The following is a 26515-nucleotide window of genomic DNA, read 5'->3' on the forward strand; positions in this document are numbered from 1 at the left end:
GACAATGTATCAGGTCAAACTGTTTAACAAGATTTCCAAGGTCGGTCTGGATCGTCTGGACCCGGCTGAATATACGTGCAGCGAGGACTTCGACCAGTACGACGCCGTGCTGGTGCGCTCGGCCAAGCTGCATGACACCAAGTTCCCGGAGAACCTCAAGTGCATCGCACGTGCAGGCGCCGGTGTCAACAACATTCCGCTCGACCACTGCGCAGAGGAAGGTATTGTCGTATTCAATACCCCCGGCGCAAACGCAAACGCAGTCAAGGAACTGGTTGTCTGCGGTCTGATGCTGGCTTCGCGTGATATCGTGGGCGGCATCGAGTGGACCAAGTCCCTGGCAGGTACCCCGGACATCGGTCCGGCTGCTGAGAAGGGCAAGTCCAAGTTTGCAGGCCCGGAGATCATGGGCAAGCGTCTGGGCGTCATCGGTCTGGGTGCCATCGGCGTACAGGTCGCAAACGCTGCGGTCGGTCTGGATATGGAAGTCTGGGGCTACGACCCCTACCTGTCGGTTGACGGCGCACTCAAGCTGTCCCGTGCCGTCAAGCACATCACCGATGTAAACGAGATCTTCGCAAACTGCGATTACATCACCCTGCATGTACCGCTCACTCCGGACACCAAGCACCTCATTAACGAGGACGCAGTTGCCAAGATGAAGGACGGCGTGCGCATCATCAACATCGCACGCGGCGAGCTGGTTGATGAGGATGTCATGGCAGCAGCACTGGCATGCGGTAAGGTTGCACGCTACGTATCCGACTTCGCTTCCGATGCTATGCTGGCACAGAAGAATGCAGTCATCATGCCTCATCTCGGCGCTTCCACCCCGGAGAGCGAGGACAACTGTGCAAAGATGGCAGCAGCCGAAATTCGCGAGTTCCTCGAGTACGGCACCATCCGCAACTCGGTCAACTTCCCCAACCTCAAGGTACCCTATGAGGGCGGTCACCGTCTGTGCCTGATTCACAAGAACGTACCCAACATGATCGCACAGATCACCTCGACGCTGTCCGCACAGGGCATGAACATCGAGAACATGGGCAACCGTTCGCGCGGCGATTACGCATACACCATCGTGGATGTAAACGGCGTACCGACCGACGCAGTGCTGGATGCGATCCGTGCGGTTGACGGCATGATTCGTGTACGTTCGATCGAAAATCTGTAAGCCGAATGGTTTCTGAAAATCGACGAGCGTTGATGCAAGAATGAAACAAGCGCGTTTCGAAATGTGAATTCCGGGACGCGCTTTTGTGCATTTTGTGAGAAAATCCACGCACCATTTTGGCAGGAGAAAACCGAACAGTATCAAAATTTACAAAAAACTACCTTGCAAACGACCAAGTTTATTGTATAATTTATATAAGGGAGTATTTCCCACAAGGATTTTGATACAAAACGTTTATGAGGTGAATGGATTATGAATTATATGGCTGAGTATGAGCGCTGGCTTGCATCTCCGGCACTGACCGCAGATGAGCGCGCTGAGCTGGAGGCAATCCGCGGCGATGAGGATGCGATCAAGGATCGTTTCTTTGCTCCGCTGTCCTTTGGTACGGCTGGTCTGCGCGGCGTACTGGGCGTTGGTCTGTATCGCATGAACCGCTTTACGGTCGGTGCGGCAACCCAGGGTCTGGCCAATCTGATCGTCCAGAACGGTTCGGAAGCCTGTGCACGCGGCGTGGCAATCGCCTATGATTCCCGTCACTTCTCGCCCGAGTTCGCACAGCTGGCTGCCTGCATCCTGGCTGCCAACGGCATCAGCGTCAAGCTCTACGACGAGCTGCGCCCGACCCCCGAGCTGTCCTTTGCCATCCGTTACTATGGCACCATCGCCGGCATCAACATCACCGCGTCCCACAACCCCAAGGAGTACAACGGTTATAAGGTATACTGGGAAGACGGCGCACAGCTGCCGCCCAAGGAAGCCGATGTTGTCGCCAAGGAAATGGGCGCACTGGACTTCTTTGCTGATGTCAAGACCATGGACTTTGAAGAGGCAAAGGCACAGGGCCTGGTCAAGATGATGGACTGGCAGACCGACGAAGCATACCTCAAGGAAGTGCTCAAGGTTGCCATCAATCCCGATTGCGTCAAGCAGGTTGCCGACGACTTTAAGCTGGTTTACACCCCGTTCCATGGTGCAGGCTACCGTCTGGTACCCGAGATTTTGAAGCGCATCGGCTACAAGCACATTATCTGTGTGCCCGAGCAGATGGTCATCGACGGCGACTTCCCGACCGTAAAGTCCCCCAACCCGGAGAACAAGGAAGGTTTCCATCTGGCGATCGATCTGGCAAAGGCCAACGGCGTTGACCTTATCATCGGCACTGATCCCGACGCAGACCGCACCGGTATCGTGCTCAAGAACAGCGAGGGCGAGTATGTGACCTTGTCGGGCAACCAGGTCGGCGTGCTGCTCATCGACTATGTCATCACGGCTAAGAAGCTGACCGGCACTATGCCCGAGCATCCGGCTGTGCTCAAGTCTCTGGTTACCACCGAGATGGCACGCGCTGCAGCAGAGAAGAACGGCGTTGACTGCTTCGATACCTTCACCGGCTTTAAGTTCCTGGCTGAGAAGATCAAGCAGTTTGAGACCACCGGTTCGCACGAGTACCTGTTTGCATTCGAGGAGTCTTACGGCTATCTGGCAGGCGACTACGCACGCGATAAGGACGCCGTTACTGCATCCATGCTGATTGCCGAGATGGCAGCATACTATCGCACCAAGGGTATGACCCTGTACGATGCAATGCAGACCATGTACGAGAAGTACGGCTATTACACCGAGCAGACCATCTCGATCACTATGCCGGGTGTTGCAGGTCTGGAGCGCATGAAGGAACTCATGGCTGAGCTGCGTGCAACCCCGCTGACCGAGGTTGCAGGCCATAAGGTCGAGTACATCCGCGATTATCAGTCGGGCGTACGCACCTGCGTTTCTTGCGGTAAGACCGAGGAGATGGAGCTGTCCGGCCAGAACGTACTGTACTATGAACTGGCAGGCGGTACTTCGTTCATCATCCGTCCGTCCGGCACCGAGCCCAAGGTTAAGGTTTACATCATGGCTAAGGCAGACAGCAAGGCAGAGTCTGACGCAAAGGTCGCTGCACTGGCTGACGCTGCAAAGGAAATCGTAAAGTAAAAAATTAACATTCCGTATGTTCGGACAAGGGGGGCGCAGCGCCATTGCCGCGCCCTCTTGTCCTGTACAGAGAGATAAGGAGGCGAATATGCGGAGATTTATTGGCCCGATCACTGTTTTGCTGTTGTGGGCTGCCCTGACAGTTGGTCTGAATGTGTGGTTCACGATGAACCCGGACAATTCTCAGACCAATCTGATCGTATCGATCGTTTATATGGTGCTGCTGCTCGTGATCATTCCGGTGGGACTGCCGCTGCACAGCCGTTTGCTTGAAGTATTGCTCATGCTGTACGCGCTTGTATTGGGTGTGATGGACATTGCCATCTTCCTGAACATGAAGCATACACTGGTCGATACGCTGGGAAATGCCATGCTGGCACCGTTCCATGGACTGTTTTACTTTGAAAACTTCCTGGGCATGGGCAGTTTTGCCATCCATGCCGTGATCGGATTCTTTGCTGCATTTTTGACCCTCGCTGCCGGTGTCGGCGCGTGCATGGTGCAGCCGCGGGAATAAAAACTGCACAGAAAGCTCAAAATAGGTATGAAAAAAGCCGCGCCGTCAGGCGTGGCTTTGCTTTTTTGGAAAAGAGGAAATAAAAAACGGCATCCTGTACGACTGCGTACAAAAATGCCGAAAAACGCTGGATATAAAAAGAAAACGCGGTTTCAGGCCACGCTTTTGCACAACCCCCACCGCGTATCTAACAAAATAAACCGTCAGTCGATAAGCTGCGCTTTACCTGAGCGCCCTTGCTCAACTGATGTACTCTATTATAGGAAAAAGTCTGTGTGGATGCAATGTGAAAAATTCATAAATTTTCTGTGAATTTTTTGTCGGGATATGTTGCTTCCTGCTGAAGGCTGTTTGTCGGAAACCCCTTTACAAATCGACTTGTTCATGGTATTATAAATGTAATTTGTTTGCCCCTTGCTTAGTATTTCGGGCACAGGACACGTCAGAGCGTGCCGTTTCACCGTCCAATACTCAGCCTGCGGGGACTATTAAAATTTTTTATGAGGTGAAAATACCATGATCCGTAAGGAAGACAAGAACGCTGTAATCGAAGCTAACCGCACCCATCCGACCGACACCGGTTCTCCGGAAGTACAGGTTGCAATCCTGACTGCACGCATCGGCGAGCTCACCGAGCACCTGAAGCAGCATCCGAAGGACAACCACTCCCGCCGTGGTCTGCTGAAGATGGTTGGTCAGCGCCGCAGCATGCTCAACTACCTGATGAAGAAGGACGTTAACCGTTACCGTGCACTCATCGCTAAGCTGGGCATCCGTAAGTAAGTATCAAAATCGAGGGGGGCATCCGTGCCCCCCTTGCTTGCTACTTGTTCCCATGTAACCCAAGGGCGGCAACGCCGCGGCTTTAGCAATTGGAGGACAGGCCAAACGCTGATTTTTGGCATGCGCTTCAAGTGCTAATGCTGCAATGCCGCCTGCAATTTCCATCATTAAGGAGGCATTCTTAAATGAGCAACATCAACCACTTTGAATTTAAGGACCACCGCGTGTTTGAGACCACTTATGCTGGCCGTCCGCTGGTTGTTGAGACCGGCAAGCTGGCACAGCTGGCAAACGGCTCCTGCCTGGTTCGCTACGGCGAGACCGTTGTTCTGGTCACCGCGACCGCCTCGGCAAAGCCCCGTGACGGCATCGACTTCTTCCCGCTCTCGGTTGACTTCGAGGAGCGTCTGTACGCAGTTGGCCGTATCCCTGGTTCCTTCATGCGCCGCGAGGGCCGTCCCTCTGAGAAGGCGATCCTGGCTTCCCGCCAGATTGACCGCCCCATGCGTCCGCTGTTCCCCAAGGACCTGCGCAATGACGTTTCCATCGTCTGCACCGTTCTGGAGAACGATTCTGATAACTCTCCCGAGGTAACCGCTCTGCTGGGCGCGTCTATCGCGGTTTCTATCTCTGATATCCCGTTCGACTACGTCATCGGCGGCGCAAACGTCGGCATCGTTGACGGTGAGGTTGTCATCAACCCGACCGCTGAGCAGCGCAAGCGCTCCGAGATGGACGTTACCGTCTGCGCAACCGCTGACAAGATCGTTATGATCGAGGCTGGCGCAAACGAAGTACCTGAGGACGACATGTTCAACGCTCTGATGGTTGCACATGAGGAGATCAAGAAGGTTGTTGCCTTCATCGCTGACATCAAGGCACAGATCGGCAAGCCCAAGTTTGAGTACGAGCACCACGACCTCAACCATGAGATCTTCGACAAGCTCGAGGCTGAGTGCCGCAGCAAGCTGGAGTACTGCCTGGATACCGACGACAAGACCGTTCGCGACGCACGCATCAAGGTCGTTCGCGACGAGTTCGAGGCTGAGCTGGGCGAGGAGTACGTCGCTGAGCACGGCGCAGAGATCTCCGAGTGCTTCGACAAGCTGCAGAAGAAGATTGTTCGTAACTGGCTGGTTCAGGGCAAGCGTGTTGACGGCCGTGGTATGGAAGAGGTTCGTCCGCTGGCTGCTGAGGTTGGCGTTCTGCCGCGTGCACACGGTTCCGGCCTGTTCACCCGTGGCCAGACTCAGGTTCTGACCATCTGCACCCTGGGCACTCTGGGCGACGCACAGGAGCTCGATACCATTTTCGACGAAAAGACCAAGCGTTATATCCATCACTATAACTTCCCGTCCTTCTCGGTCGGTGAGACCCGTCCGTCCCGCGGCCCCGGCCGTCGTGAGATCGGCCACGGCGCACTCGCAGAGCGCGCACTGCTGCCGGTTATCCCGTCCGAGGAAGAGTTCCCCTACGCACTGCGTCTGGTTTCTGAGGTCGTTTCCTCCAACGGTTCGACTTCTCAGGGCTCTGTCTGCGGTTCGACCCTGGCACTGATGGACGCTGGTGTTCCGATCAAGGCACCGGTTGCTGGTATTTCCTGCGGTCTGATTACCGACGACGGTCAGGAGACCACCTTCACCGATATTCAGGGTCTGGAAGACTTCTACGGCGATATGGACTTTAAGGTAGCAGGTACCAAGAAGGGTATCACTGCAATCCAGGTTGATATCAAGGTTGACGGTCTGTCCCCGGCAGTCATCAAGGAAGCATTCCGCAAGTGCCGCGTTGCACGTCTGGGCATCCTCGACGAGATCATGCTCAAGGCAATTGACCGTCCGCGTGACGATGTATCCGCTTGGGCTCCCAAGATGATCACCATGCAGATTCATCCGGACAAGATCCGTGAGGTTATTGGTAAGGGCGGCAGCGTGATCCAGAAGATTGTTGCAGAGTCCGGCGCACAGGTTGACATCAACGACGACGGCGTCATCACCATTGCTGCTGTTAAGGCATCCGACGGTGAGGCTGCAAAGTCCATGATCGAGGCAATCGTTAAGGAGCCTGAGGTCGGCGAAATCTACTATGGTAAGGTTGTTCGCCTGATGAACTTCGGCGCATTCGTTAACCTGACTGCCAACAAGGATGGTATGGTTCACATCTCCAAGATGGCTGACCATCGCATCGAGAAGGTTGAGGACGCTGTACAGGTCGGCGACATGGTCTATGTTAAGGTCATGGAGATCGACGACAAGGGTCGTATCAACCTGTCCATGAAGGACGTTAAGGAAGAGGAAAAGCTCTAATTCCGTTTATCAAAGACCACGCTTCGCGCGTGGTCTTTTTTTGTCCCAATACACGCAGCAAAATTTTTATTTTCCTTGTGAGAGAATTCCCGCTTCCGGCTCGTATTGTAGGTGAAAGCGATCAAAAGCCCGATCCTAGGTCAAACGGGCACGCTGGGAAGGAGACAAATCCTATGGAGTCATTCGACCGCACGCAGGCGGAATACTTGGTTTATACCTATTCCGATCTGATTTTGCGACTCAGTTATACTTACCTCAAATCCACACATGACGCGGAGGATATCTGCCAGACGGTCTTTCTCAAATACCTGACCGCAGGGCAGAAATTCAGCGACCGGGAGCATGAAAAGGCATGGATCATCCGCACCGCTGTCAACGCCTGCAAGGACGTGCTCAAGAGCGGCTGGCGCACGCGAACGTGCAACATGGAAGCCTGTGCCGAGGTTGCAGCACCCGAAATGCAGGACGACAGTCTGATGACTGCGGTGCAGTCGCTGCCGGATAAGTACCGTATTCCGCTGTATCTGCACTATTACGAGGGCTATAAGACCCACGAGATTGCAGAAATGTTGGGAGAACGTCCGGCGACCATCAACACCCGTATTGACCGCGCACGCGGTAAACTGAGAACCATACTGGGAGGGAAGACCTGTGAACAAGGAGTATAAAGATATGCTGAGTGAGCTGCATTTTTCCGAAGAACAGAAAGAAAACATGGTAGACCGCCTGATGCGCGCTCAGCTCGAGCCGGTGCAGCCCAAAAAGCGCCGCCGTCCGATTGGCCGCACGGTTGCTGCAATCGCAGCGGTTGCGGCTGTGATGTCCATGGGCGCAGGCGCTGTGTACAGTGGTCTGGCGAGCGATGCATTTTCTGCGATTTTTGGTACCGAACAGACCGAGATCATCGACAAGATCGGCAAGCCGCTGGGCGTTTCGGATACTGATGCGGGTATTACGGTCACAGCTGATGCGATTTTGGGTGATGAACACAATTTGAATGTTGTCTTTACCCTGACCAAGGACGACGGCAGCAGCTGGGATATCACGGACGCTAAGACACTGTCGTTTGGTGAGGCGACGGTGAGCCTCAACCATCTGGGTGGCAGTCATGGCGGCGCGTGGTTCGTCGATGAAGACCCGAACGACAATCAGATTCAGTACGTAGAACAGATCACGGTGGACGATGGAAGCATTCCCATGGGCTCTGCTAAGGCGAGTATGTCCGACCTGACCGTGTACGATAGCCAGACCGGCGACGTGCAGCAGGTGATCGAGGGAAGCTGGAACCTGCGCTTTGATGTCCAGTATGAGGACAGCAGCGTGGAATTGCTGACAGACCCCGTGCAGGTTGTGACCGATGCCGGTACGGCAACTGTGACTGAGGTCAGACTGTCGCCGGTTGGCTTCCGTGTGAGCGGATATTACGAAGCATTCAATGCGGAAACCCAGCAGATGGCAGACAACTACGAGGCAACAAGCGGACGTGAGCCAGAGGATTCTCCGTTCCGTCGGATGCGTGATGTCCCGGTGGTAATGACGCTCAAGAGCGGCGAGACCGTCGATCTGGGCACCTATGCCGGCGGCTCGGCCAATATGTCCGATCGGTCGTTCACCCTCAGTGGATGCTATGAGAGTGCCATTTATAACCTTGATGATGTGGAATCGGTAACGGTAGGCGATGTTACGCTGCCAGTGACTGCGCAGTAAACCATAGACCCAATATTGCAAGCGGCTGTCCTTTGCGGGATGGCCGCTTTTCCATTCTGACCAGTTTGTGCACAGGCCTGATACAAATTCCTGTTCCGTCTTACGGTGCGATATGCTATAATAAAAACAGAAAATAGATGAAAACATTCGAATCGGTCGGATGTTTGGAACGGTGGAGTTTAAATTATGTATCAGAAAATTACCCTGCGCAACGGCGTGCGTGTGGTCGCCGAGCGCATTGACCACGTCCGGTCAGCTGCAATCGGCGTGTGGATTGGAAACGGCAGCCGGTTCGAGAGCGCCGAGCAGAATGGCATCTCGCACTTCATTGAGCACATGATCTTTAAGGGCACCGAGAAGCGCACGGCACGGCATATCGCGTCGATGATGGACGCGATGGGCGGACAGTCCAACGCGTTTACGACCAAGGATTGTACTTGTTACTATATGAAGGTGCTCGATACCCACTTACATACGGCAGCTGAGTTGCTGGCTGATATGTTCCTGTGCTCCAGCTTTGCCGATGAGGACATTGAACTTGAGCGCGGTGTCGTTCTGGAAGAAATCGATATGTACGAGGATACTCCTGAGGATGTCGCAACCGAGAAACTGTTCGAGGCTTGCTACGAGGGAACTGCGCTTGGTCGACCCATTCTGGGCGCCGAGGAAACCCTTGCACGCATGGATTCCAAGGCGCTGCACGATTACGTTAGAAAGAATTACCACCCGGAAGATACAGTCGTCGCCCTGTCGGGCAGCTTCAGCGATGCCGATTTGGACTATATCTGTGAGCTGTTCGGTGAGATGCAGGGAAGTGGACGCAACCAGATCGAGCCTGCACACTACCAGCCGCGCGTCGTAATCCGTTCCAAGGAGATTGAGCAGAATCACCTGTGCCTGGGATTCCCGGGTCTGCCGCTGCTGGACGATAAGCGCTACGCATACCAGCTTATGAATGCAATCATCGGTGGCGGTATGTCTTCGCGCCTGTTCCAGACCGTGCGTGAGCGCAACGGCATGTGCTATTCGATCTATTCTTTCCCGTCTAGCCATGTGGACACCGGCATGTTCTCGATCTATGTTGGCTTGGGACAGGAGGACGAGGCCAAGGCAGCCAAGCTCATCTGTAATGTGCTGCGTGATTTCTGCGCAGAGGGGCCGACCCGCGAGGAGCTCAGCCGCTGCCGCGAACAGCTCAAGAGCAATCTGCTCATGGGTCTGGAAAGCACCAATGCCCGCATGCATCATCTGGGACGCTATGAGCTGTTCACCGACCATGTGGTCAGCTCGGACGAACTGGTTGCAGCCTATGATGCGGTTACGGCCGATCAGGTGCGTGCGCTGGCAAATGAAGTGTTCCGTTTCGATCAGGCTTCGATCTGCGCGGTCGGTAATACCGGAGACGAGGCATATTACCGTAGCTTGATCGGCTAAGAGGGACTCAAAAAAATTTTGAAGTTTGCAGAAAAAACTTGTTGACAAACCCTATCCTACCGTGCTATTATATATAAGCAGTCAGCGAACAGCACTGCGAAATGCGCCGGTAGCTCAGCTGGATAGAGTGTTTGGCTACGAACCAAAAGGTCGGGGGTTCGAATCCCTTCCGGCGTACCACGAACATCCGAAAGGATGTTCGTTTTCTTTTTCTCTGAAAGTAAGCAGCTCAACCTCAAGTGCGAGGTTGGGCTGTTTTTTGATATTATGATGAAAAGCAAGAAGTTACCGAAGAATAGCAGTCACGTTTTTTGTCTAACGTACCGGATGAGTCAAATAGCAGAGAATATCGGGCCCGAGGAATCCGGAGAGTTTTGGAAGCATCTAAAAAATAGTGATGTTTTGACCAATCAAACGTCACAAAAATCGCACCGCAAATTTTTTTAAAAAACTAGAAAAAATTTCTTGACTTCTTGGTCGTAGCATGATATTATATACAAGCAGTCGACAAACGGCACTGCGAAATGCGCCGGTAGCTCAGCTGGATAGAGTGTTTGGCTACGAACCAAAAGGTCGGGGGTTCGAATCCCTTCCGGCGTACCACGGACATCCGAAAGGATGTCCGTTTTCTTTTTCTCCAAAAGCAAACAGCCCAATCTCGAGCGGGAGATCGGGCTGTTTTTTTAATCTGTAACATGCGGCAGCGGAATTGTGATTAACAATTCAAACATGCCATGCGTGCGCTGTAAGGTCATCGCGCCGTGATATCGTGTACAAATTTCTTGTAAGCTGCGCAGACCCAGACCGTGATTGACACGGTCTTTTTTTGTGCTCTGCGGCAGCGTACCCGGTTGCAGCGGGGAACAATCTGCGGTGCGGTTGCGGATACACAGGACAAATAGCCCTTTGTCGGTGCGTGCGCGAACCGATAGCCGACGCGTATCAGGTGGGAGTGCAAGACAGGCTTCGATCGCGTTGTCCAGACCGTTTGCAAACAGTGCGCACAGGTCAATATCCTGCAAGGGGAGATCGTTCGGCAGGGAGACCGAGAACGACGCCTGGATCTCAGATTGTTCGATGCGTGCAGATTTGTTTTGCAGGACGGCATTGACGATCTGATTTTCACAATAACGTCTGCGCGGCTGCATGGCCGGTGTGTCGGCCAGTGCGTCAATGTAGCGATGCAGGGCATCGCCGGATAGTTGCTGCATGGTTTGCAGGTGGTTGGCCAGATCGTGCCGCAAGCGTCGCATCTCTATCTGAGATTGTTCCAGTTGGTCGTAGTACACGCGATTGACCTCGGACAATGCCTGTTCCTGTAAAAGCTGTTCGTGTCGTGATAAGAGCTGCACGACATAGAGATTGACCAGAACGGAGAGCAAAATAAATGGTGTCATCAGAAAGCTCTGCAGGATAAAGAAGGAGTTAAACGCGTCCTGCAAGGGGGATTCACCCCAGTAAGGCTGGAAGATGGGCATGGCAATGCACAGCAGGAGCACCAGAAAGGAAAACACAGCCATGATAAATGCGACGCGCCACAACTTCGGGGACAGCGCGGGATATTCATCAGGCAAGAGGTGCAGACGGCGGAAACCGACAGTCAAAAGAACGATCAAAGCAAGAAGCACCGCATAGGCGAGCAGGATACCCGAAGGGCGAGCATGCTCAATCGCGGTCACGATTGCACCCAGTTCAATGGCTAGACAGAAAAAGTTTAGGATGAAGGTCAGGCGTGGAAGCGGTGCACCTTGCAGTGCGTACAGGAGTGCACTGGAGAATACCGGGAAAAAATAGAGCACGTTGGGGTCTCCAATATAGATGGGAAGACCAAACGAGACAAAAAAGACGGTGACACCGACGATGGCTGCCGTTCGGGTTTTGCGCTGTGGGATGAACGCGCCCAAAAGTCGCCAGAGCAGGATGGCGCTGGGCAGACTAAAGGCGACCACAATGATGAGTTTATACCAGAACTGTGGCGCGATGTATACAGAACCAGAGAGTACGCTCATGTTCAGAAGTCCTCCAACATACCGCGGGCGCAGGCGGCCATGACTGCGGCGCGATTGGCGCGGCTGATGGGCAAGCGCAGATTGCCCAGAAAAACAGCGCTGTCCTCAATCCGATCGATGGCCGAAATGCGAACCAGATAGCGCTGATGGATGCGCACAAATCCCGCACCGAGTGCTGCTTCAACCTGATCGAGCTTGTCATAAAATGTATATTCGGCTGTCCGTGCGATCAGATGCACCTGACGGCGATCACTGTAACAATAGAGAATATCACGCTTGGGCACGCGGAACAAACCATCGGAATTGTGCACCGAAAAGGTTTCGGGTGCATCGTTTTCCAGCTCGTGTGCTGCGCGTTCCAGCACAGAAGAAAGTTTGTCCATCGACAGCGGCTTGAGCAGGTAATCGAGTGCACGAACGGCATAGCCGTCAAAGACGTAATCGGCATAGCCGGTCAGAAAGACAATGTGCAGGCGCTGATCTTGAGCACGGATGGCGCGTGCCACGTCCATGCCGGACATTTGCCCCATCTCGATATCCAAAAACAGCAGGTCGATGGTGTTGGGGTGTTTGTCCAGCCAGGACAGCAGTCCTTCACCCGAGGAAAATTCATAACAGGCGCAGCCCGGGGACAGGCGCTCGAGTGCACTGTGCAGTGCCAGACGGGCAGCAGCCGCGTCGTCACAGATACCGATTCGCAGCATAGCGTTAAAAAATCCTTTCCTTGATAAGCTGGTTTCATTATAGCATATCCTTATCTTTTGTACATGGCACGCGGTGCTAGACTTGACAACAGAACGACCAAACTTTACATCATCGTTAAACCGACTGCAAAAATTTACGGCAGAGGTGCCGAAACTGACGAGGCGGTTTGCGGCACGATGCAGATGGGTGTATGCTGAGGACAGAAAGTGAGAGAGGTGAGCGTATATGCTGCAAGTCAAAAATCTGCATAAATCCTACGCGATAGGAAAACAGCACTACGAGGTACTCAAAGGGGTGTCCTTGTCGGTTGAAAAAGGGGAGTTTGTCGCGGTCATGGGGCCGTCCGGTTCGGGAAAAACCACGCTGCTCAACTGTATCTCGTGCTACATCCCGTTTCAGTCGGGTGAAATTCTGTTGGGTGGCACAGCGCTGGCTGCACTGGACGAGAATGCGCTTGCGCGGGTGCGGAACACCAAGCTCGGTTTTGTGTTTCAGGACTTTATGCTGATCGATGGACTGACCGTCCGAGATAACATCATGCTGCCCCGCATCATCAGCGGCAATACTGGCGGTGACATGGAGCAGACGGCCGACCGGCTGTGTGAGCTGTTCGGCATTGACCACATCAAACACAAGTACCCCGCTGAGATTTCTGGCGGTGAGAAGCAGCGCACCGCGGTTGCGCGTGCACTCATCAATCACCCGCTCGTCATTCTGGCCGACGAGCCGACCGGCAACTTGGATTCCAAGTCATCCCGTGCGGTCATTCAGTCGTTCGAGCAGGCGCGGCGGGAGTTGGGCGCGACAATTTTTATGGTCACGCATGATTCGTTCTCGGCCTCGTACTGTGACCGCGTCATTTTGATGAAAGACGGTGTGGTGTACCGTGAGCTGCGCAACGCGGGCGATCGTTCAGCGTTTCAGGATCATCTGCTGGCTGCAATTAAGGAAATGAGCAGGGAGTGAGTCAGATATGAGGACATTTTCCGAAGTATACGCTGCGCTCAGACGGAAAAACCGGGGACATTATCGCATGCTGACCGGATGCAGCTTTTTCTCCGTACTGCTCATCACGGCTTACGTCACCATGATGCGCTCGCCGACCGTGCTGACCGTCTTGCCGGAGGGCGGTGATTCCCGCAAACAGGTGATGATGGTTTTTGTATTGGCCTGCGTGGGCTGCGCCATGTTTACCCTCTATGCAAGTTCGATTTTCTTCCGTCAAAAATCACGAGAAACTGGTGTGTTTCTGCTGCTGGGGGCATCCAGAAAGCAGATTCGCACCCTGCTTTTTGCTGATCTTGCCCGTATTGCGTTCGGCTCGTGCATTGCAGGCGCAGTACTCGGTGCGCCGCTCGCATGGCTGATCTGGCGAGTGTTCCGTCTGGTCGTCGTGGACAGCGAAGAGATGGTGCTGACTTTTGACCCGACTGCCGGTTTGTTTGCACTCTGTTTTTCGGTCTTCGTCATCGTTATGCTGTTTGTCATGGGTGCACGTTTTTTGAGGCGTACCAATATCATCGATGTCGTCAACGAGTCGCACAAGACCGAGCCCATCCGTGAAGTGAAAGCGTGGTATGGAACGGTTGGCATCGTGCTGATGATCGTGGGCGGTCTGCTGGGATACCTTGCCCCGACGTTCTGCGTCCGGGTGCTGCGATGGTATCCGCCGTCTATCGTGAGCGGCATCTGTTATATCCCGCTGTTTATCGGACTGTATCTGCTTTTGCTGCACACGGTAGTCAATGGCTGGCGACGGGGAAAGAGCCGGTATAAACACATCATCACGACATCGATCATGAAGTTTCAGGGCCGCCAGACCGTGCGCAACATGCTGGTCATCACCGTGCTGATTGCGGGTGCGTATTTTGCGTCGTTCTACACGCCCATGCTGGGTGTCGGTGCCATGATGGGGTATGCTGAGCGACCGATCGACTACGCCTATCACTATCGCGCAGACCAGAATATGGTGACCGAATCCGAGGTGCGTGAGATGGCCAAAGAGGAAGACGTGACCATTACGAGCTGGGTGGAGGGCGAAGGCGCTGAGCTGGGCGTGGACGGCACGACGCAGATCGAGACCGAAACCCCGGTCGGCACGACGTACACGACTGAGTATGTGGAAATGTTGTCGTCTGAGATCGTGCTGTCCGAGCGCACGTACAATGCGCTGACCGGTCAGCAAATCGATGTGCAGCCCGGACACATCCGCGCGGTTTGTGATGACAACGGGGACAATCAAAACATGTTTGACCCGGATGTTACCCGTCTGACCAATCTGGTGACCGGTGAGGTGATGCATGTCATCCCGAACAGCGATGCACCGCTGTGTTATACCATGCTGTTTGGCCGCTATGTGCTGGATGATGGAGACTATGAGACCATCACCCGCGGGCTGGATGAGCGTAAATGGTTTGACCATATCGTGTTCTTTAACGTCGATGATTGTGACGCTAGCTATGCGTTTGCAAAACGACTGTTTTACGCCATCGTCGACCGTTCCGGCCCGGAAGTGGAGGTCATCGACGCCTATAACATCGGTGCCGAGCAATACTACCAGTCGATTGGGAAAGAATACGCCATGGCACCCGAAAATCTGGCCAAATATCAGCTCAGTCCCATCGACTACGACCAGCGAGATTCCTCAGATTTCCGGCTGTACTGGAAGTACATGCCCCAGTTCCGCGTACTCGATCAGAATGACTTTGTGCGCACGATGGCGGTCTATTTGATGCTGTTCATCTTTATTGCAATTATATGTTTTGCGGCGGTTATTATCATCGCGTACACGCGGTGTTTGACCATTGCGCTGGCCAACAAGCAGCTCTATGAGGATTTGCGCCACCTGGGTGCCAGCCGAGATTATCTGTTTCGCACCGTCCGTGGACAGGTCAGCCGCGTGTTTATTACGCCCTGCATCGTGGGTACGACCGGTATTTTTGCCCTGTATGCCATGATTATGTATTTGAACGACAACCAGTTCACCTTCCAGGAGCTTGTCGGCATGGGTGCTTGTCTAATTATCGTTTTGGCATGTACGCTTGTGATTTACGGCGTGTATCGCAGTGCGAGAAAGCAAGTCTGTCGTCTGCTGGGTATCTGAGATGAAAAACGCTCCCGTTCTGGGAGCGTTTTTTTGTGTGGATATTGGGAAAGCTCTTTACATACCTAGAAGTCCGAGGTATAATGAAGACACAGAATACATAGAACTTCTAGGTATAGGAGAGGAGGATTCTTATGGAACTGGATAAGAACCTGATTGGTGGAAGCACGCGCCTGTTGCTTCTGTCGCTGCTCAGCGAGAGCGACCGTTACGGATATGACATCATCCGCACGCTGGCCGAGCGTTCCCAGAATGTATTTGCATTCAAAGAGGGGACGCTGTACCCGGTTTTGCACAAATTGGAGGCCGAGGGCTGCATCCGCTCCTATGAAAAGGTGGTGGATGGCCGCCGGCGGCGGTATTACAGCATTACCGAACAGGGCAAAAAGCAGCTGATAGAGGAACGGCAGCAGTGGACGACCTTTTCGACTGCCGTGGCGCATATTCTGAACGGCCCGGCCTTTGCGTAAGACAGACAGGAGGAATGAGCCGATGACGGCACAAGAGTTTATTACAGCCGTGACCCGGCAAGTACGTTTCTTCCCCGATCGCGAGCAGATCGGGCGCGAGCTGATGGATCATCTGGACGACAGCGCAGCCGATTTGCAGGAATTTGAGGGACTGAGCGAGCGGGATGCTTATGCACAGGCGGTGGAAAACATGGGTGATCCGGGAGAGATCGGCCGCGCACTCGACCGGGCACATAACACGGTTGGAAATTGGACGTGGTTTGTCAGTAAGGTGCTGTGCATTGTGGTTTGCGTGCTGCTTGGTGCGCCGATGGCGATTGGAACGGTGACTTCGCTGGGAATGTCGATTTACAATATGGTTGATTACAGCAAAGCCAATGTGGAATTTGAAGCGCCGGTTGACACTTGGGTTGACGTGGGCGAGACGCTCGAATTGGGCCCCAAGCGTGTGACGATTGATTGGGTGGCACGACTGGAAAATGGAGATGTGTGCGTCAGGTATCATTCGTACAGTATTGGACGTGCAGCTTGGGGTGTCAGTTCACCGGAGATTCTGGTAGATGATGACATGCATTACAATGGAAGTGGTGCATCCTACAGCGGAATCATTACAGTCGGCTGGGTTACGCGTGAAAATGTAGGCGGAGATGCGTGCACGCTGACGATTGGCTGGCCGGAATGGAAGAATGCCGAGAAATCGACCGTACAGATTGAGCTGCCCGCACGAGAGGAGGGAGCCGCATGACACGCAGAGTAAAGACCGTTCGCAATTTTGCCATTGTGCTGGTGATTCTGGCAGTTGTATTCTGGCGGGCGGCACTGTATTTGACATCGGATGCCTGTGTCCTGGCTTCTGTCGAGGAGCTGGGTTATGGTACTTGCGAAATCATTCGCCGGGATGCGTATGAGGATGGGTATGTTTATGCACTGCGTGCAGTGGATGGCGAGTATGTGTTCCATAGAACCGAACGATTCGGCCCTTTCTGGCATACCGGCGGCGGTGGCGGCAGTATGGACTTTGAGCCGCGGGATGGTGCGCCGATCTATACGACGATGGGTGGAAATGATGAGATTTGTTATGATATTTGCAAGCGCCATAACCCGGACATTGCCCGGATTGAGTGGGTCTGCAAGGATGGCACGGTAATTGCAGCCGATGACTGGACACAGGATATTATTTTGACCGTCATATCGAGTGGTTTGGAGAATGCGCAAGGGAATGTTCGAGCGTATGACACTGCGGGCAATTTGGTATATGAAAAAGAAGTGATTGGATAAAAAAAGACCGCTCCGAGAGGAGCGGTCTTTTGGTTGGAATATTTGATTGATTCCCGGGGCGGACACCGGGAATCAAAAGGGGATTCCGGACTCTGCGGAGTCCGGCTCAGGGCTCTGCCCTGAGAACCCGCAGCCTTTCGAGAAAGGCTGGCGAAAGCTTCAATTCGGGGTGCGGAGGTTAATCGTTTTCGCGGATGCGATCGACGATACTTTGTTTATTCGTCGCGTGATAGGTGACGAGCGGGATGAGCACGCCGAGCAGCAAAAAGATGGGGAACATGATGAGAATGGGCGTTACGGTGAAGTGATAGGAGAAGAACCAAAAAATCTGATTCATACCATGTTCCAGCAGGGGACTGAAGATAAGGTTTAAGGCGAAAGTCACGAGGATTGCGGACAGGGTATACAGAGAACCTTCGATCATGAGCATGGTTTTGAGCTGATGACCGGTCATGCCGATGGATTGCAGCACGGCAAACTCTCGTTTGCGGGTGATGATACCGGTCAAAACGGCGTTAAAGAAGTTGAGCACGCCGACAAGTCCCACAATGAAGCTCAGCACACCGCCCAGCATCAGGAACATATTGCGGAAGCCTTCAAACTCGGCGGCATAGGTGGCCTTGCTCTCAAAGTCGTAGCTTGACAGCTCATTTTGCGTGGCATCTGCAAGGAAAGTTTCCATGTTCTGTACTGCTGCCTCGTCCTGCATATCAAAGGCGTACAGCATAATGCTGGACGTGCCCGAATCCTGGATAAAGGTCTGGTCGTTGAGGATGAATTCATCCGAACCATAGTAGCGGTAGGAAAGCGGGTAGGGCACGTCAACCAGTGCGGTGACCGTGTAATCAATGTCGCGATATTTGATTGCGCGGGTGCGGTAGGGCTGATCGTCCGGGATATTCTCGGGGTCTAAGACCTCACCGGTGGATGGGTCGTAGAATTCGAACTCTTCGACATAGCGCAGGGTGACGGTATCTCCGATTTTTGCCCAATGCGAGTCCATAACCGGATTGTCATAGTCGTCCGTGGAGTAGACCGCAGCAATATTGCGTGTTCCGGGCTGGTCTAGGGTAGACAGGTCACCTTCCAAAACGTTCAGGTGATCGCGAGTGTAATCATCCATGCCGTAAATCTGGGCATCGTCCAAGATCGTGCCGTCTGCACCTCTTTCACGAACCGAAAGCATGGCATTCAGTTCTTCCTGATCGGCATAATGGGACTTTGAAGTGCGGAACCAGTCCTCGGATACAAATTCCTGTACCGATGTCGTGCGGCCATAGACCACACCGCCGTCGGCGATGCCACCTTGTGCGTTTACGGTGTCGACCACCGACTGCGGCAGAGCAGTATCTGCCGAGAATCCGCCGCCGGTCTGGAAGTAACTGGCTTCGGCTACGACAAAATCACTGATCATATTGCGCGAGATGTATTTGTCCATGTCAAAGCCGCTGGTAAAGATCACGGTTAGAGTGAGCAGGACAACAGCCAGCGCGAGCGAGGTGACCGTGAGCACGGTCTTTTTGCGGTTGCGTCCTAAGTTTGCCCATGCCATCTGTGCGATTTTTGCACCGCGTGTCCGACGTTCCCGGGTTCGTTTGCTACTGCCCTCGGTGTAGCGCACGGCCTCAATGGGAGAGACACGACCGGCGATGCGTCCGGGCTTACGGCAGGACAGGAGTACGGTCAGCAGAGCGAAGAGGGCAGACAGTATGAAAATCACCGGGCTGGGAGAGGTTGCAATGTGCGGGATACCATCCAGTCGGCTGATGACGACCGGGGTGAGCAGCGCCCCCACGCCATAGCCCACAATCAAACCGAGCGGAATGCCAAAGATTGAGAGCAGAAGAGCTTGCTGGCGCACGATACGCCGAATCTGTCGGCTGGTGGTGCCGATGGTTTTGAGCAGACCGTAGAATCGGATATCGTTTGTGACCGAAATTTGGAATACATTATATATAATGAGGTATCCGGTGAAGAGGATGAGGACTAGGATGCAGAGAATCGAGAGGATGGTTCCTGCATCCATCTCGGAAAAGAGCGAGGTCGCAGTGTAGCCCCAGTTGACACCGGTCGAGATATAGCCATCCTCGGTGCGAGATTGATCCTGATAACCGTGATTTGCAAGCACAGTGTCCATCTTTTCCGAGATGTTCACGGCGTTGTCAAACATCACATCCAGATTGTAGCTGCCGGTCATGCCGTCCTTGCCGGGTGGTGTGATATCTAGTTCATCCAGAACAGCATCGACGCGGCTTTCGGGAATCAGAATGTGATTTGCGACGATGGCTTCGTCGTATTCCCACCAGCCGCACAGGGTGAACGTCTGAGTGGTCTGCTTGCCGTCTACGTCAAAGGTTACTGTGAAGGATGTGCCCAGCTTGGGCTCCACACCGAGCAGCGCAAGTGTACGGGTGTCGGTCGCGGCCTCGTCGGTTCCCTCGGCAGGCAGGCGACCTTCGATCGGGTTACAGTACATCCAGTGCGCTTGGTTGGCATCGGAATAGCCGATTTCCACATGGCTTTTGTTGAAGGGCGCGTCAAAGGGCATGCCAAGAAAACGGCGCAGACCGTATTCCTTGATAAGTGGGTCTTCTTTGAGCTCGTTGTATTGTTCTTCGGTCAGATACTTAAAGCCGCCGTGGCTGAATCCACCGATTTGACGGAAGTTGGACTGTTCAAACGAGTTGTTGATGGACATTGCAATGGTGAACAGCGAGGTAAAGAGCACGGTGGTGAGCAGGATTGCCAGAATGGCAATCAGATTGCGCGTACCGTTGGCACGAAATGCGCGGAAGGACAAGCGCCGAATACAAGCGCGGTTTGCAACATGACGCATGGTGCTCACCTCCGAATCTTGCCGTCTTCGATGCGGATGATACGATCGGACAGCTGCGCGATCTCCTCGTTGTGGGTAATCATCACGATGGTTTGACCGAATTTTGCACCGGTTACCTTCATCAGCGACAGCACATCCTGCGAGGTGCGCGAGTCCAGATTGCCGGTCGGCTCGTCTGCCAGAATAATGGCGGGTTTGGTCGCCAGCGCGCGGGCAATCGCGACGCGCTGCTGCTGACCGCCGGACAGCTGATTGGGCAGACGGTGCTGCATGGCATCCAGACCAAGCACTGACAGGATTTCCTCGACATAGGGTTTGTCGATCGGGTTGCCGTCGAGCTCAATGGGAAGGACGATGTTTTCGTACACGTTGAGGACGGGAACCAGATTGTAGCTCTGGAAGACAAATCCGATCTTGCGGCGGCGGAAGATAGTGAGTGCGTCGTCTTTGAGAGAGAAAATGTCCTGACCGTCCACAAAGACCTTACCGGAGGTCGGACGATCCAGACCGCCGAGCATGTGCAGCAGGGTGGATTTACCCGAACCCGATGTACCGACGATGGACACAAACTCACCGTTCTCTACCGAGAAATCTACACCGTCCAGCGCACGGACTTGGGTGTCACCTGCGCCGTAATATTTTTTCAGATGTTCGGTCTGTAAGATTGTCATAGAAAAAGCCTCCTTGAAGCGTTATGCTGTTTTGTTCTGGCTCTATCATATCAAAACAATCTTACCAGAGCCTTACAAATCGATAGAAAAATCTAACACTTTTGTCACAATTATGCGGACGCAAAGAGAGCTCCGCATCCGGGAGGGGACTTGGAGCTCAGTTTTTTGGCAAAAAGGCCGAGAAGACTGCACCTTTTCCGGGCGCAGAGCTGACTTTGATATAGCCGTTCTGGGCGCGTAAAATCTGACGGGTCAAGTACAGACCGATGCCCACGCCGGGAATCTGCGCGGCAGAGGGCGCACGGTAGAACCGGGCGAAGATCTTGGCGTGCTCGGTTTCCGCGATACCCGGGCCGCTGTCCGCTACACATACGGCGCAGTACATGGGCGCGTCCTGCACGGTAATCTGAACCATGCCGCCTTCGGGTGTGTACTTAATGGCGTTGTCAATCAGGTTGCCCACGGCTTCGGTCGTCCATTTGGGGTCAAAGTGCGCCGAAACGGTGGTCGGTGCGACGGTCAGCTCGATGTTTTTGTCCTGGGAAGCCGGCAGATAGGTCTGATAGAGCGATTCCAGCATGGGTGCGAGCGGGCTTGTGACCGGATGCGCCTGCACCAGACCGGTTTCCAAATGCGAGGTCTTGACCAGAGAATCGATCAGAAACCGCAGTTTTTCAGCCTGCTGACAGGCTTGTTTGACGAGTGCGTGCTGCTCCTCGGTCAAAGGCTCCTCGTCCAGCAGCGAGGTGTAGAGCAAAATATTTGCAATCGGCGTGCGCGTCTGGTGGGAAATATCGCCGATGAGCGATTGAATGCGTGCACGATCTTCATCGAGTGACGTGCGCGACAGCACACTTGCGGACAAATATTGCGCCAGTTTTTGCTCGGTACGTGAGATTTGGCTCTCGTCGTATCGCGTGGGCTGAAATTCACCGCGAATGGCGCAGTCGATCATGTTGTCCAGCCGGTCGTGAGTTTTCCGGGTGCGAAAGAATAGCATGACAGAAACGCACAGCAGCACGGCGGCAGCGAGCAATAATAGAATTTGTGCCATCATGCCTCTCCCCAGACGTAACCAATGCCGTAAACCGTGCGCAGATAGACCGGCTTTTTGGGATCGGTTTCGATTTTCTGCCGCAAACGGCGAATGGTGACCGATAACGTGTTTTCATCCACAAATTCCCCGCCATCCCACACCTGTTCGAGCAGAATTTCGCGGGAGAGCGTCCGACCGGCGTTCTGGGTCAGTAGCCGCAGTAGCCGCTGTTCGGTGCGGCTGAGCGTCAGCGGCTCATTACCGCGCTGAAAGAGCTGACGGGAAAAGTCCAGTGTCAGATCGCCTACCTGGATGACCTCAGCGGGTTGAACGGAACGCCGCAGGGCGGCGCCAACGCGAGCGCGTAGCACGGCCAGACTGAAGGGCTTGACGATGTAATCGTCTGCACCGGCTTCCAGACCGGCGACCTCGTCGTACTCGGCATCGCGTGCGGTCAAAAAGAGGATGGGCACCGATGAGGTGCGGCGCACTTCGCGGCATAAGTCCAGACCTGAGCCGTCGGGCAGATTGACGTCGAGCAGCAGAAGATCGAAGTGTTGGGCGGACAGCGCCTGCCGCGCTGCGGCCAGATCGGCACAGGGGACGACCCGACCGGCCGCTTTGAGCGCCAGTGCAATGCCGCTCGACAGGGCAGCGTCATCTTCAAGCAGTAAAATCTGAGGCATCGCCGGTCACCCAATCGTTTTCCAGCGTTCGAGCTTGGGAAGCAGCTCGTGCAGCAGATCAAACGCCTCTTGAATGGTCATATCGGGATTGGAATTTGCAAATACAGGTGCACGCCGCGTGATCATGTCTTCCATGGTCAGCTCTTCGGTGAATGCACCGTTCTGATAACAATACATGCAGTAGCTCTCGCTTTTAGAACCGTCGGCTTCGGTGCCTTGCACCTGCGGCACGAGCGGAAGGCGGCAGCTTTGACAGAATTTCATGGGCTGCATTGGGATCATCTCACAATCTTTGTATTTTCCTTTCCATCATACCGCCCGTACCTGTATTCGTCAAGCCGGGCCTTCCTGCGCTTCCATCGCCGTGCGCAGCTTTTGCAGCGCTTTTTTCTCAATGCGCGATACATCGCGCCGCGCTTAGTGTCAGTGAAGGAGCGGCTAAAAAATCGCCTCCGATGCATGGAAGCGGAAATAGAGGATGATTTCTTTGTCCTGCGTGAGTTCGGCGCGTGCAATCAGGCTGACCAGAAGTGCACGATTGCTGTCAAGGGTTTGGAGAAATTGCTGCACCAGCGCATGGGCACGATCTTGTGTAGAGACCGGACAACTGGCCTGCTGAGACAGCTCGTGTTTTCCTTCTTCCAGTGCACGGCGGTCTCGGCTCACACGCTGGTAAATTCGTGCGAAATCTTCCGCTGACAGCAACCCAGATAGACGATCGTCATATATTCGATCTAGATTTGCCGTCAGGGTATCGAGCTTGGAATGGATGCCTTCCAGTTCGGATAGGTGAGAGGGATTTGATTGGGATTTTTGTACAGCTTCGTATGCAATGGAAAATAGCGCATCGGGCTGCAAGGCAGACGCGCAGAGTTCCTGTATTTTGGTAAAAACTGCGCGTGTGACCGTTCGTTCCTGAATGGAATGGCTGGTACAGACACCGGCGCGGGTGTTGCGCTGATACGTACGGCAGATAAAGTACAGCACGTCGTCGCCTTTGGCGTTCTTGCGGTTGATGACCGACAGCAGATGCCCGCACTCGTGACAGAAAATCAGTCCTTTGAGTGCAAAATCATAGGTTCGGCTGCGTGTGTGTCTGCGACTGTCTAATAATGCCTGCACTTTTTCAAAGGTCTCCGGGGCAATAATCGGCTCGTGCGTACCTTCCACAATCACCCAGTGTTCTGGAGATTGGTTGAGGCATTTCTTGGATTTGTAGCTGATTTTCACTCTGCGACCCTGTACCATATTGCCGATGTAGGTCTCGTTTTGAAGCATTTCGGAGATACGCTCCCCACTCCACAGACCGGAATATGCGCCGGGTTTGGCAATGAACAGATGTGCGTAAGCCGACGGCGTGGGCACGCCATCCTGATTGAGCAGAGCGGCAATCTGACGGCAGCTCATACCCGAAAGCGCCAGGGCAAAGATGCGCCGTACCACCGGGGCGACGTTCTCATCAATTACGATTTTATTTTTCTCGGTCGGGTGCATTTTGTAGCCATATACTGGCTTTCCACCGATAAACAGTCCTTTTCGTTGTTTATCTCGCTTGACGCTCTTGATCTTCTTGGAAATGTCCTTCGCGTACATGTCGTTCATGATGGCGCGGAAAGGCGTGATGTCATTTGCGGTGGAGTCCACGCCGGTGTCGATGCCATCGAGCAGGGAGATATATCGCACCCGGTGTTCGGGAAAGTACCGCTCCATATAGTGACCGGTCAGAATATAGTCACGGCCTAAACGGGAAAGGTCTTTGGTGATAACCAGATTGACTTTTCCGGCTTCGATGTCGGCAATCATGCGTTGGAAACTGGGACGGTCAAAGTTTGTACCACTCCAACCGTCGTCTACATAGGTGTCGTAGACCGATAATCCGTGCTGCTGGGTAAATGTTTGCAGCATGGACTGCTGATTCTGCACGCTCTGGGACGGCCCTTCATGTTCATCCTCTTTGGAAAGCCTGATGTACAGTGCTGCGTGGTAGGCAGAAGGATTGTCAAAATACATGCTGGTCAGACCGAGTCACGTGGCGTTTGTTCAAGTGTTTGGCGCAGATAAAGCCGAAAAGCGTCCTCTAACAGTTTGGAGAGCGTCTGCCCGGAATCCGGGGAGAAGACACAGCGTATGATCGGTTGTTTTTTGGACATGGTGTCGACCTCCTTTTGCTGAGTGGTACAGGATATGCAAAGAGATCGGGACAGATACCATGTAACGGCAGTGCAGTTCTGCCGCAATATGATGGAAAAACACCCGGAAGTCTCATACAATCCGCAGAGGTTCCGGGTGTTTTGTTTATGCAGCCTGACGCTGCGCAATGAATGTCTGAATGGCGCTGACCGTCTGTGCCTGTTGTTCGGCAGCCGAGATGGTCGCGGGCGGGTCGCCCTTCTGCGCACCGTAGTTGCCAAACTGGGCGTGGTTGCCGCCTGCAATTTCTACCACGTTTTCGGTGTAGTCCAGCTTGTCTTCGACGCTCTGGTTAAGCGAGCCGTAAATAGTGAGCGTGTCAGCGGTCGGATAATCGCCGTAGAGGTACGCGCCGAGCAGGATGAGGCCGTCAATCTCGTCCGGGTGGTCGGCTGCAAACTGAGAGGCCATGGCACCGCCCATGGAGTGCCCAGCAATGTACCAGTGCTCGAATTCCGGGAACTGCGCGATGACATCCTGCGCCGCGTCTACGTCAAAAATTGCCATGTGAAAGGGCATATCGACCAGAATACAGGCCACGCCGATCTGTCGAATTTGGTCGAGCAGCGGCAGATAGGCGATGGCCTCGACCTTTGCGCCGGGGTAAAAGATCATCGCTGTGTCGGTCGGGGAGGAAGGCGAAAGAATGGTCAAGTTGTCCTGAACGGTGATGCCGTCATCCTGTGCCAGTACGCTGACGGCGATATCCTCGGCACGGTAATAGTCGGATACGTACCAGAAAAATGCGCCCGCGAGCAGGACAAACAAGAGAATCACACCGAGCAGCACTTTTTTAAGGAGAGAAATCTTCTTTTGTTTCAAATGAAATCACCTGTGAGAAATATGTTGTGTGCATCAATCGTTTACATACGCATCGATGGTGTAGCGTCCGTGTTTTTGCGTGGATTTTCCGTACTCAATGGCGCGCTGCGGACAGGCGTTGATGCATCCGAGACACTGATAGCACGTTTTGCCCCAGACCGGTTTGCCATTTGTCATGGTAATCGTGGAGGCAGGGCAGTTTTGCGCGCATAGTCCGCAGCTATTGCAGCGGTCAGTCGCATAAAATGCCTTGGTGCCGCGTGCAAAACGGTTGAAACCAAAGTTCACAAGACCGGATTTGAGTCCGGCATGCTTGCCTTCCTGCACACGGTAAACGGTCTGGTGCTGGGCAACCTCGTTGGTGAGGGCTTGGATGGCATTACGTGCATCCTGAATCTTTTTGTGGATGGTCTGCGCGTCGTCCACATCTGCACCGATGATATAGTTATTGGGCATGACCAGACTGTAACTGCTGCGGAACGGGTAGAGATCGGACAGTTTTTTCATGGCATAGCCGGCTTCCTCACCACAGGTGCACACAGCGAAGGTGAAGACTTGGGTTTTGGGCAGCTTTTTGACAAAGGACAGCACCGGTTCGGGTGCACCCCAGGCGTAAATGGGAAATACAAGGCCGATCTGTGATTCGTGGGTCAGATCGGGCAGTTGACGCAGTTTACTGATATCCTGTGCGGTATCGTGCAGGCGTGCCGCGATTTGCCGGGCTGCCCAACGGGAATTTCCGGTGCCGGAAAAATAGTAGATCATGCACAGCATCCTTTCTTGGTATCGAATGGAGATATTATAGGAC

General features: G+C 53.8%; 25 protein-coding genes and 2 tRNA genes. 16 read left to right on the forward strand and 11 right to left on the reverse strand.

Annotation, left to right across the window (positions count from 1 at the left end; genetic code table 11):
* Positions 1-4: 4 nt before the first annotated feature.
* The 11 genes from B5F17_RS02185 to B5F17_RS02235 all read left to right on the forward strand — a co-directional run bounded on the left by B5F17_RS02185 (position 5) and on the right by B5F17_RS02235 (position 10504).
* Positions 5-1174: a phosphoglycerate dehydrogenase gene (locus tag B5F17_RS02185; RefSeq protein WP_087370286.1), complete on the forward strand. Its 1170-nt coding sequence runs from the start codon at positions 5-7 to the stop codon at positions 1172-1174.
* A gap of 252 nt (positions 1175-1426) precedes the next feature.
* Positions 1427-3154, forward strand: a complete 1728-nt coding sequence (locus B5F17_RS02190; protein WP_087370289.1) for a phospho-sugar mutase — start codon at positions 1427-1429, stop codon at positions 3152-3154.
* Between the two features lie 88 nt (positions 3155-3242).
* On the forward strand, positions 3243-3671 hold the full coding sequence (locus B5F17_RS02195) for a hypothetical protein (RefSeq protein ID WP_087370292.1): 429 nt from the start codon (positions 3243-3245) through the stop codon (positions 3669-3671).
* A gap of 27 nt (positions 3672-3698) precedes the next feature.
* Complete coding sequence (locus B5F17_RS14575) at positions 3699-3983, forward strand: hypothetical protein (protein WP_143287653.1); 285 nt, start codon at positions 3699-3701, stop codon at positions 3981-3983.
* A 204-nt stretch (positions 3984-4187) separates the two neighbouring features.
* A complete protein-coding gene (gene rpsO / locus B5F17_RS02200) occupies positions 4188-4454 on the forward strand; it encodes a 30S ribosomal protein S15 (RefSeq protein ID WP_016147536.1) in 267 nt (88 codons plus the stop codon).
* A gap of 185 nt (positions 4455-4639) precedes the next feature.
* Positions 4640-6760 carry a polyribonucleotide nucleotidyltransferase gene (locus B5F17_RS02205; protein WP_087370294.1) on the forward strand — a complete coding sequence of 707 codons (2121 nt, stop codon included), beginning with the start codon at positions 4640-4642 and terminating at the stop codon, positions 6758-6760.
* Positions 6761-6933: 173 nt separating this feature from the next.
* Positions 6934-7428 (forward strand): RNA polymerase sigma factor, encoded by a 495-nt coding sequence (locus B5F17_RS02210; protein ID WP_016147534.1) that lies wholly within the window; start codon positions 6934-6936, stop codon positions 7426-7428.
* Positions 7412-8467 (forward strand): DUF4179 domain-containing protein, encoded by a 1056-nt coding sequence (locus tag B5F17_RS02215; RefSeq protein WP_143287654.1) that lies wholly within the window; start codon positions 7412-7414, stop codon positions 8465-8467. Before B5F17_RS02210 ends, B5F17_RS02215 begins: the two co-directional genes overlap by 17 nt.
* Positions 8468-8653: 186 nt before the next feature.
* Positions 8654-9901 (forward strand): M16 family metallopeptidase, encoded by a 1248-nt coding sequence (locus B5F17_RS02220; RefSeq protein WP_087370298.1) that lies wholly within the window; start codon positions 8654-8656, stop codon positions 9899-9901.
* Positions 9902-10004: 103 nt separating this feature from the next.
* Positions 10005-10081: transfer RNA gene (locus B5F17_RS02225), tRNA-Arg, on the forward strand.
* Positions 10082-10427: 346 nt separating this feature from the next.
* Positions 10428-10504: transfer RNA gene (locus B5F17_RS02235), tRNA-Arg, on the forward strand.
* 80 nt (positions 10505-10584) lie between these two features.
* On the opposite strand, the gene B5F17_RS02240 is transcribed toward B5F17_RS02235, so the two are convergent.
* Complete coding sequence (locus B5F17_RS02240) at positions 10585-11910, reverse strand: sensor histidine kinase (RefSeq protein WP_087370302.1); 1326 nt, start codon at positions 11908-11910, stop codon at positions 10585-10587.
* Between the two features lie 2 nt (positions 11911-11912).
* Positions 11913-12614 carry a LytR/AlgR family response regulator transcription factor gene (locus tag B5F17_RS02245; RefSeq protein WP_087370305.1) on the reverse strand — a complete coding sequence of 234 codons (702 nt, stop codon included), beginning with the start codon at positions 12612-12614 and terminating at the stop codon, positions 11913-11915.
* Between the two features lie 226 nt (positions 12615-12840).
* Here B5F17_RS02245 and B5F17_RS02250 point away from each other — a divergent pair, with 226 nt between their 5' ends.
* The 5 genes from B5F17_RS02250 (at position 12841) to B5F17_RS02270 (ending at position 17466) form a co-directional block, all read left to right on the forward strand.
* Positions 12841-13581 carry an ABC transporter ATP-binding protein gene (locus B5F17_RS02250; RefSeq protein ID WP_087370307.1) on the forward strand — a complete coding sequence of 247 codons (741 nt, stop codon included), beginning with the start codon at positions 12841-12843 and terminating at the stop codon, positions 13579-13581.
* 7 nt (positions 13582-13588) lie between these two features.
* Positions 13589-15718 (forward strand): ABC transporter permease, encoded by a 2130-nt coding sequence (locus B5F17_RS02255; protein ID WP_087370309.1) that lies wholly within the window; start codon positions 13589-13591, stop codon positions 15716-15718.
* 134 nt (positions 15719-15852) lie between these two features.
* Positions 15853-16188, forward strand: coding sequence for a PadR family transcriptional regulator (locus tag B5F17_RS02260; RefSeq protein WP_087370311.1), 336 nt, complete (start codon positions 15853-15855; stop codon positions 16186-16188).
* Between the two features lie 22 nt (positions 16189-16210).
* The gene (locus B5F17_RS02265; protein ID WP_087370313.1) at positions 16211-16933 is read left to right on the forward strand and encodes a permease prefix domain 1-containing protein; all 723 of its coding nucleotides are present in this window, start codon (positions 16211-16213) and stop codon (positions 16931-16933) included.
* Positions 16930-17466, forward strand: a complete 537-nt coding sequence (locus B5F17_RS02270) for a hypothetical protein (protein ID WP_087370315.1) — start codon at positions 16930-16932, stop codon at positions 17464-17466. The genes B5F17_RS02265 and B5F17_RS02270 overlap by 4 nt, the downstream gene beginning before the upstream one ends.
* Before the next feature lie 178 nt (positions 17467-17644).
* Here B5F17_RS02270 and B5F17_RS02275 read toward each other — a convergent pair whose 3' ends face one another.
* The 9 genes from B5F17_RS02275 to B5F17_RS02310 all read right to left on the reverse strand — a co-directional run bounded on the left by B5F17_RS02275 (position 17645) and on the right by B5F17_RS02310 (position 26472).
* Positions 17645-20302, reverse strand: a complete 2658-nt coding sequence (locus B5F17_RS02275; protein WP_087370318.1) for an ABC transporter permease — start codon at positions 20300-20302, stop codon at positions 17645-17647.
* Between the two features lie 5 nt (positions 20303-20307).
* Positions 20308-20973 (reverse strand): ABC transporter ATP-binding protein, encoded by a 666-nt coding sequence (locus B5F17_RS02280; protein ID WP_087370320.1) that lies wholly within the window; start codon positions 20971-20973, stop codon positions 20308-20310.
* Positions 20974-21130: 157 nt separating this feature from the next.
* On the reverse strand, positions 21131-22027 hold the full coding sequence (locus B5F17_RS02285; RefSeq protein ID WP_242968690.1) for a sensor histidine kinase: 897 nt from the start codon (positions 22025-22027) through the stop codon (positions 21131-21133).
* Positions 22027-22695, reverse strand: a complete 669-nt coding sequence (locus B5F17_RS02290) for a response regulator transcription factor (protein WP_087370325.1) — start codon at positions 22693-22695, stop codon at positions 22027-22029. The genes B5F17_RS02285 and B5F17_RS02290 overlap by 1 nt, the downstream gene beginning before the upstream one ends.
* 6 nt (positions 22696-22701) lie before the next feature.
* Positions 22702-22959: a zinc ribbon domain-containing protein gene (locus B5F17_RS02295; protein ID WP_051113171.1), complete on the reverse strand. Its 258-nt coding sequence runs from the start codon at positions 22957-22959 to the stop codon at positions 22702-22704.
* Between the two features lie 174 nt (positions 22960-23133).
* The gene (locus B5F17_RS02300; RefSeq protein ID WP_087370327.1) at positions 23134-24705 is read right to left on the reverse strand and encodes a recombinase family protein; all 1572 of its coding nucleotides are present in this window, start codon (positions 24703-24705) and stop codon (positions 23134-23136) included.
* Positions 24706-24710: 5 nt separating this feature from the next.
* The gene (locus tag B5F17_RS15200) at positions 24711-24845 is read right to left on the reverse strand and encodes a hypothetical protein (RefSeq protein WP_275532106.1); all 135 of its coding nucleotides are present in this window, start codon (positions 24843-24845) and stop codon (positions 24711-24713) included.
* Positions 24846-24990: 145 nt separating this feature from the next.
* Positions 24991-25707: an alpha/beta fold hydrolase gene (locus B5F17_RS02305; protein WP_087370329.1), complete on the reverse strand. Its 717-nt coding sequence runs from the start codon at positions 25705-25707 to the stop codon at positions 24991-24993.
* Between the two features lie 33 nt (positions 25708-25740).
* Positions 25741-26472 (reverse strand): EFR1 family ferrodoxin, encoded by a 732-nt coding sequence (locus tag B5F17_RS02310; RefSeq protein WP_087370332.1) that lies wholly within the window; start codon positions 26470-26472, stop codon positions 25741-25743.
* Positions 26473-26515: the final 43 nt, after the last annotated feature.

The organism is Butyricicoccus pullicaecorum, assembly GCF_002160355.1.
Lineage (GTDB): Bacteria > Bacillota > Clostridia > Oscillospirales > Butyricicoccaceae > Butyricicoccus > Butyricicoccus pullicaecorum.

Coding starts and splice junctions, on each gene's coding strand:
- B5F17_RS02250 (WP_087370307.1), top strand. CDS start 12,841: ATGCTGCAAGTCAAAAATCTGCATAAATCCTACGCGATAGGAAAACAG.
- B5F17_RS02265 (WP_087370313.1), top strand. CDS start 16,211: ATGACGGCACAAGAGTTTATTACAGCCGTGACCCGGCAAGTACGTTTC.
- B5F17_RS02280 (WP_087370320.1), bottom strand. CDS start 20,973: ATGACAATCTTACAGACCGAACATCTGAAAAAATATTACGGCGCAGGT.
- B5F17_RS14575 (WP_143287653.1), top strand. CDS start 3,699: ATGAAAAAAGCCGCGCCGTCAGGCGTGGCTTTGCTTTTTTGGAAAAGA.
- B5F17_RS02300 (WP_087370327.1), bottom strand. CDS start 24,705: ATGTATTTTGACAATCCTTCTGCCTACCACGCAGCACTGTACATCAGG.
- B5F17_RS02220 (WP_087370298.1), top strand. CDS start 8,654: ATGTATCAGAAAATTACCCTGCGCAACGGCGTGCGTGTGGTCGCCGAG.
- B5F17_RS02290 (WP_087370325.1), bottom strand. CDS start 22,695: ATGCCTCAGATTTTACTGCTTGAAGATGACGCTGCCCTGTCGAGCGGC.
- B5F17_RS02185 (WP_087370286.1), top strand. CDS start 5: ATGTATCAGGTCAAACTGTTTAACAAGATTTCCAAGGTCGGTCTGGAT.
- B5F17_RS02260 (WP_087370311.1), top strand. CDS start 15,853: ATGGAACTGGATAAGAACCTGATTGGTGGAAGCACGCGCCTGTTGCTT.
- B5F17_RS02285 (WP_242968690.1), bottom strand. CDS start 22,027: ATGGCACAAATTCTATTATTGCTCGCTGCCGCCGTGCTGCTGTGCGTT.
- B5F17_RS02190 (WP_087370289.1), top strand. CDS start 1,427: ATGAATTATATGGCTGAGTATGAGCGCTGGCTTGCATCTCCGGCACTG.
- B5F17_RS02270 (WP_087370315.1), top strand. CDS start 16,930: ATGACACGCAGAGTAAAGACCGTTCGCAATTTTGCCATTGTGCTGGTG.
- B5F17_RS02240 (WP_087370302.1), bottom strand. CDS start 11,910: ATGAGCGTACTCTCTGGTTCTGTATACATCGCGCCACAGTTCTGGTAT.
- B5F17_RS02205 (WP_087370294.1), top strand. CDS start 4,640: ATGAGCAACATCAACCACTTTGAATTTAAGGACCACCGCGTGTTTGAG.
- B5F17_RS02310 (WP_087370332.1), bottom strand. CDS start 26,472: ATGATCTACTATTTTTCCGGCACCGGAAATTCCCGTTGGGCAGCCCGG.
- B5F17_RS02195 (WP_087370292.1), top strand. CDS start 3,243: ATGCGGAGATTTATTGGCCCGATCACTGTTTTGCTGTTGTGGGCTGCC.
- B5F17_RS02255 (WP_087370309.1), top strand. CDS start 13,589: ATGAGGACATTTTCCGAAGTATACGCTGCGCTCAGACGGAAAAACCGG.
- B5F17_RS02210 (WP_016147534.1), top strand. CDS start 6,934: ATGGAGTCATTCGACCGCACGCAGGCGGAATACTTGGTTTATACCTAT.
- B5F17_RS02275 (WP_087370318.1), bottom strand. CDS start 20,302: ATGCGTCATGTTGCAAACCGCGCTTGTATTCGGCGCTTGTCCTTCCGC.
- B5F17_RS15200 (WP_275532106.1), bottom strand. CDS start 24,845: ATGTCCAAAAAACAACCGATCATACGCTGTGTCTTCTCCCCGGATTCC.
- B5F17_RS02245 (WP_087370305.1), bottom strand. CDS start 12,614: ATGCTGCGAATCGGTATCTGTGACGACGCGGCTGCTGCCCGTCTGGCA.
- rpsO (WP_016147536.1), top strand. CDS start 4,188: ATGATCCGTAAGGAAGACAAGAACGCTGTAATCGAAGCTAACCGCACC.
- B5F17_RS02295 (WP_051113171.1), bottom strand. CDS start 22,959: ATGAAATTCTGTCAAAGCTGCCGCCTTCCGCTCGTGCCGCAGGTGCAA.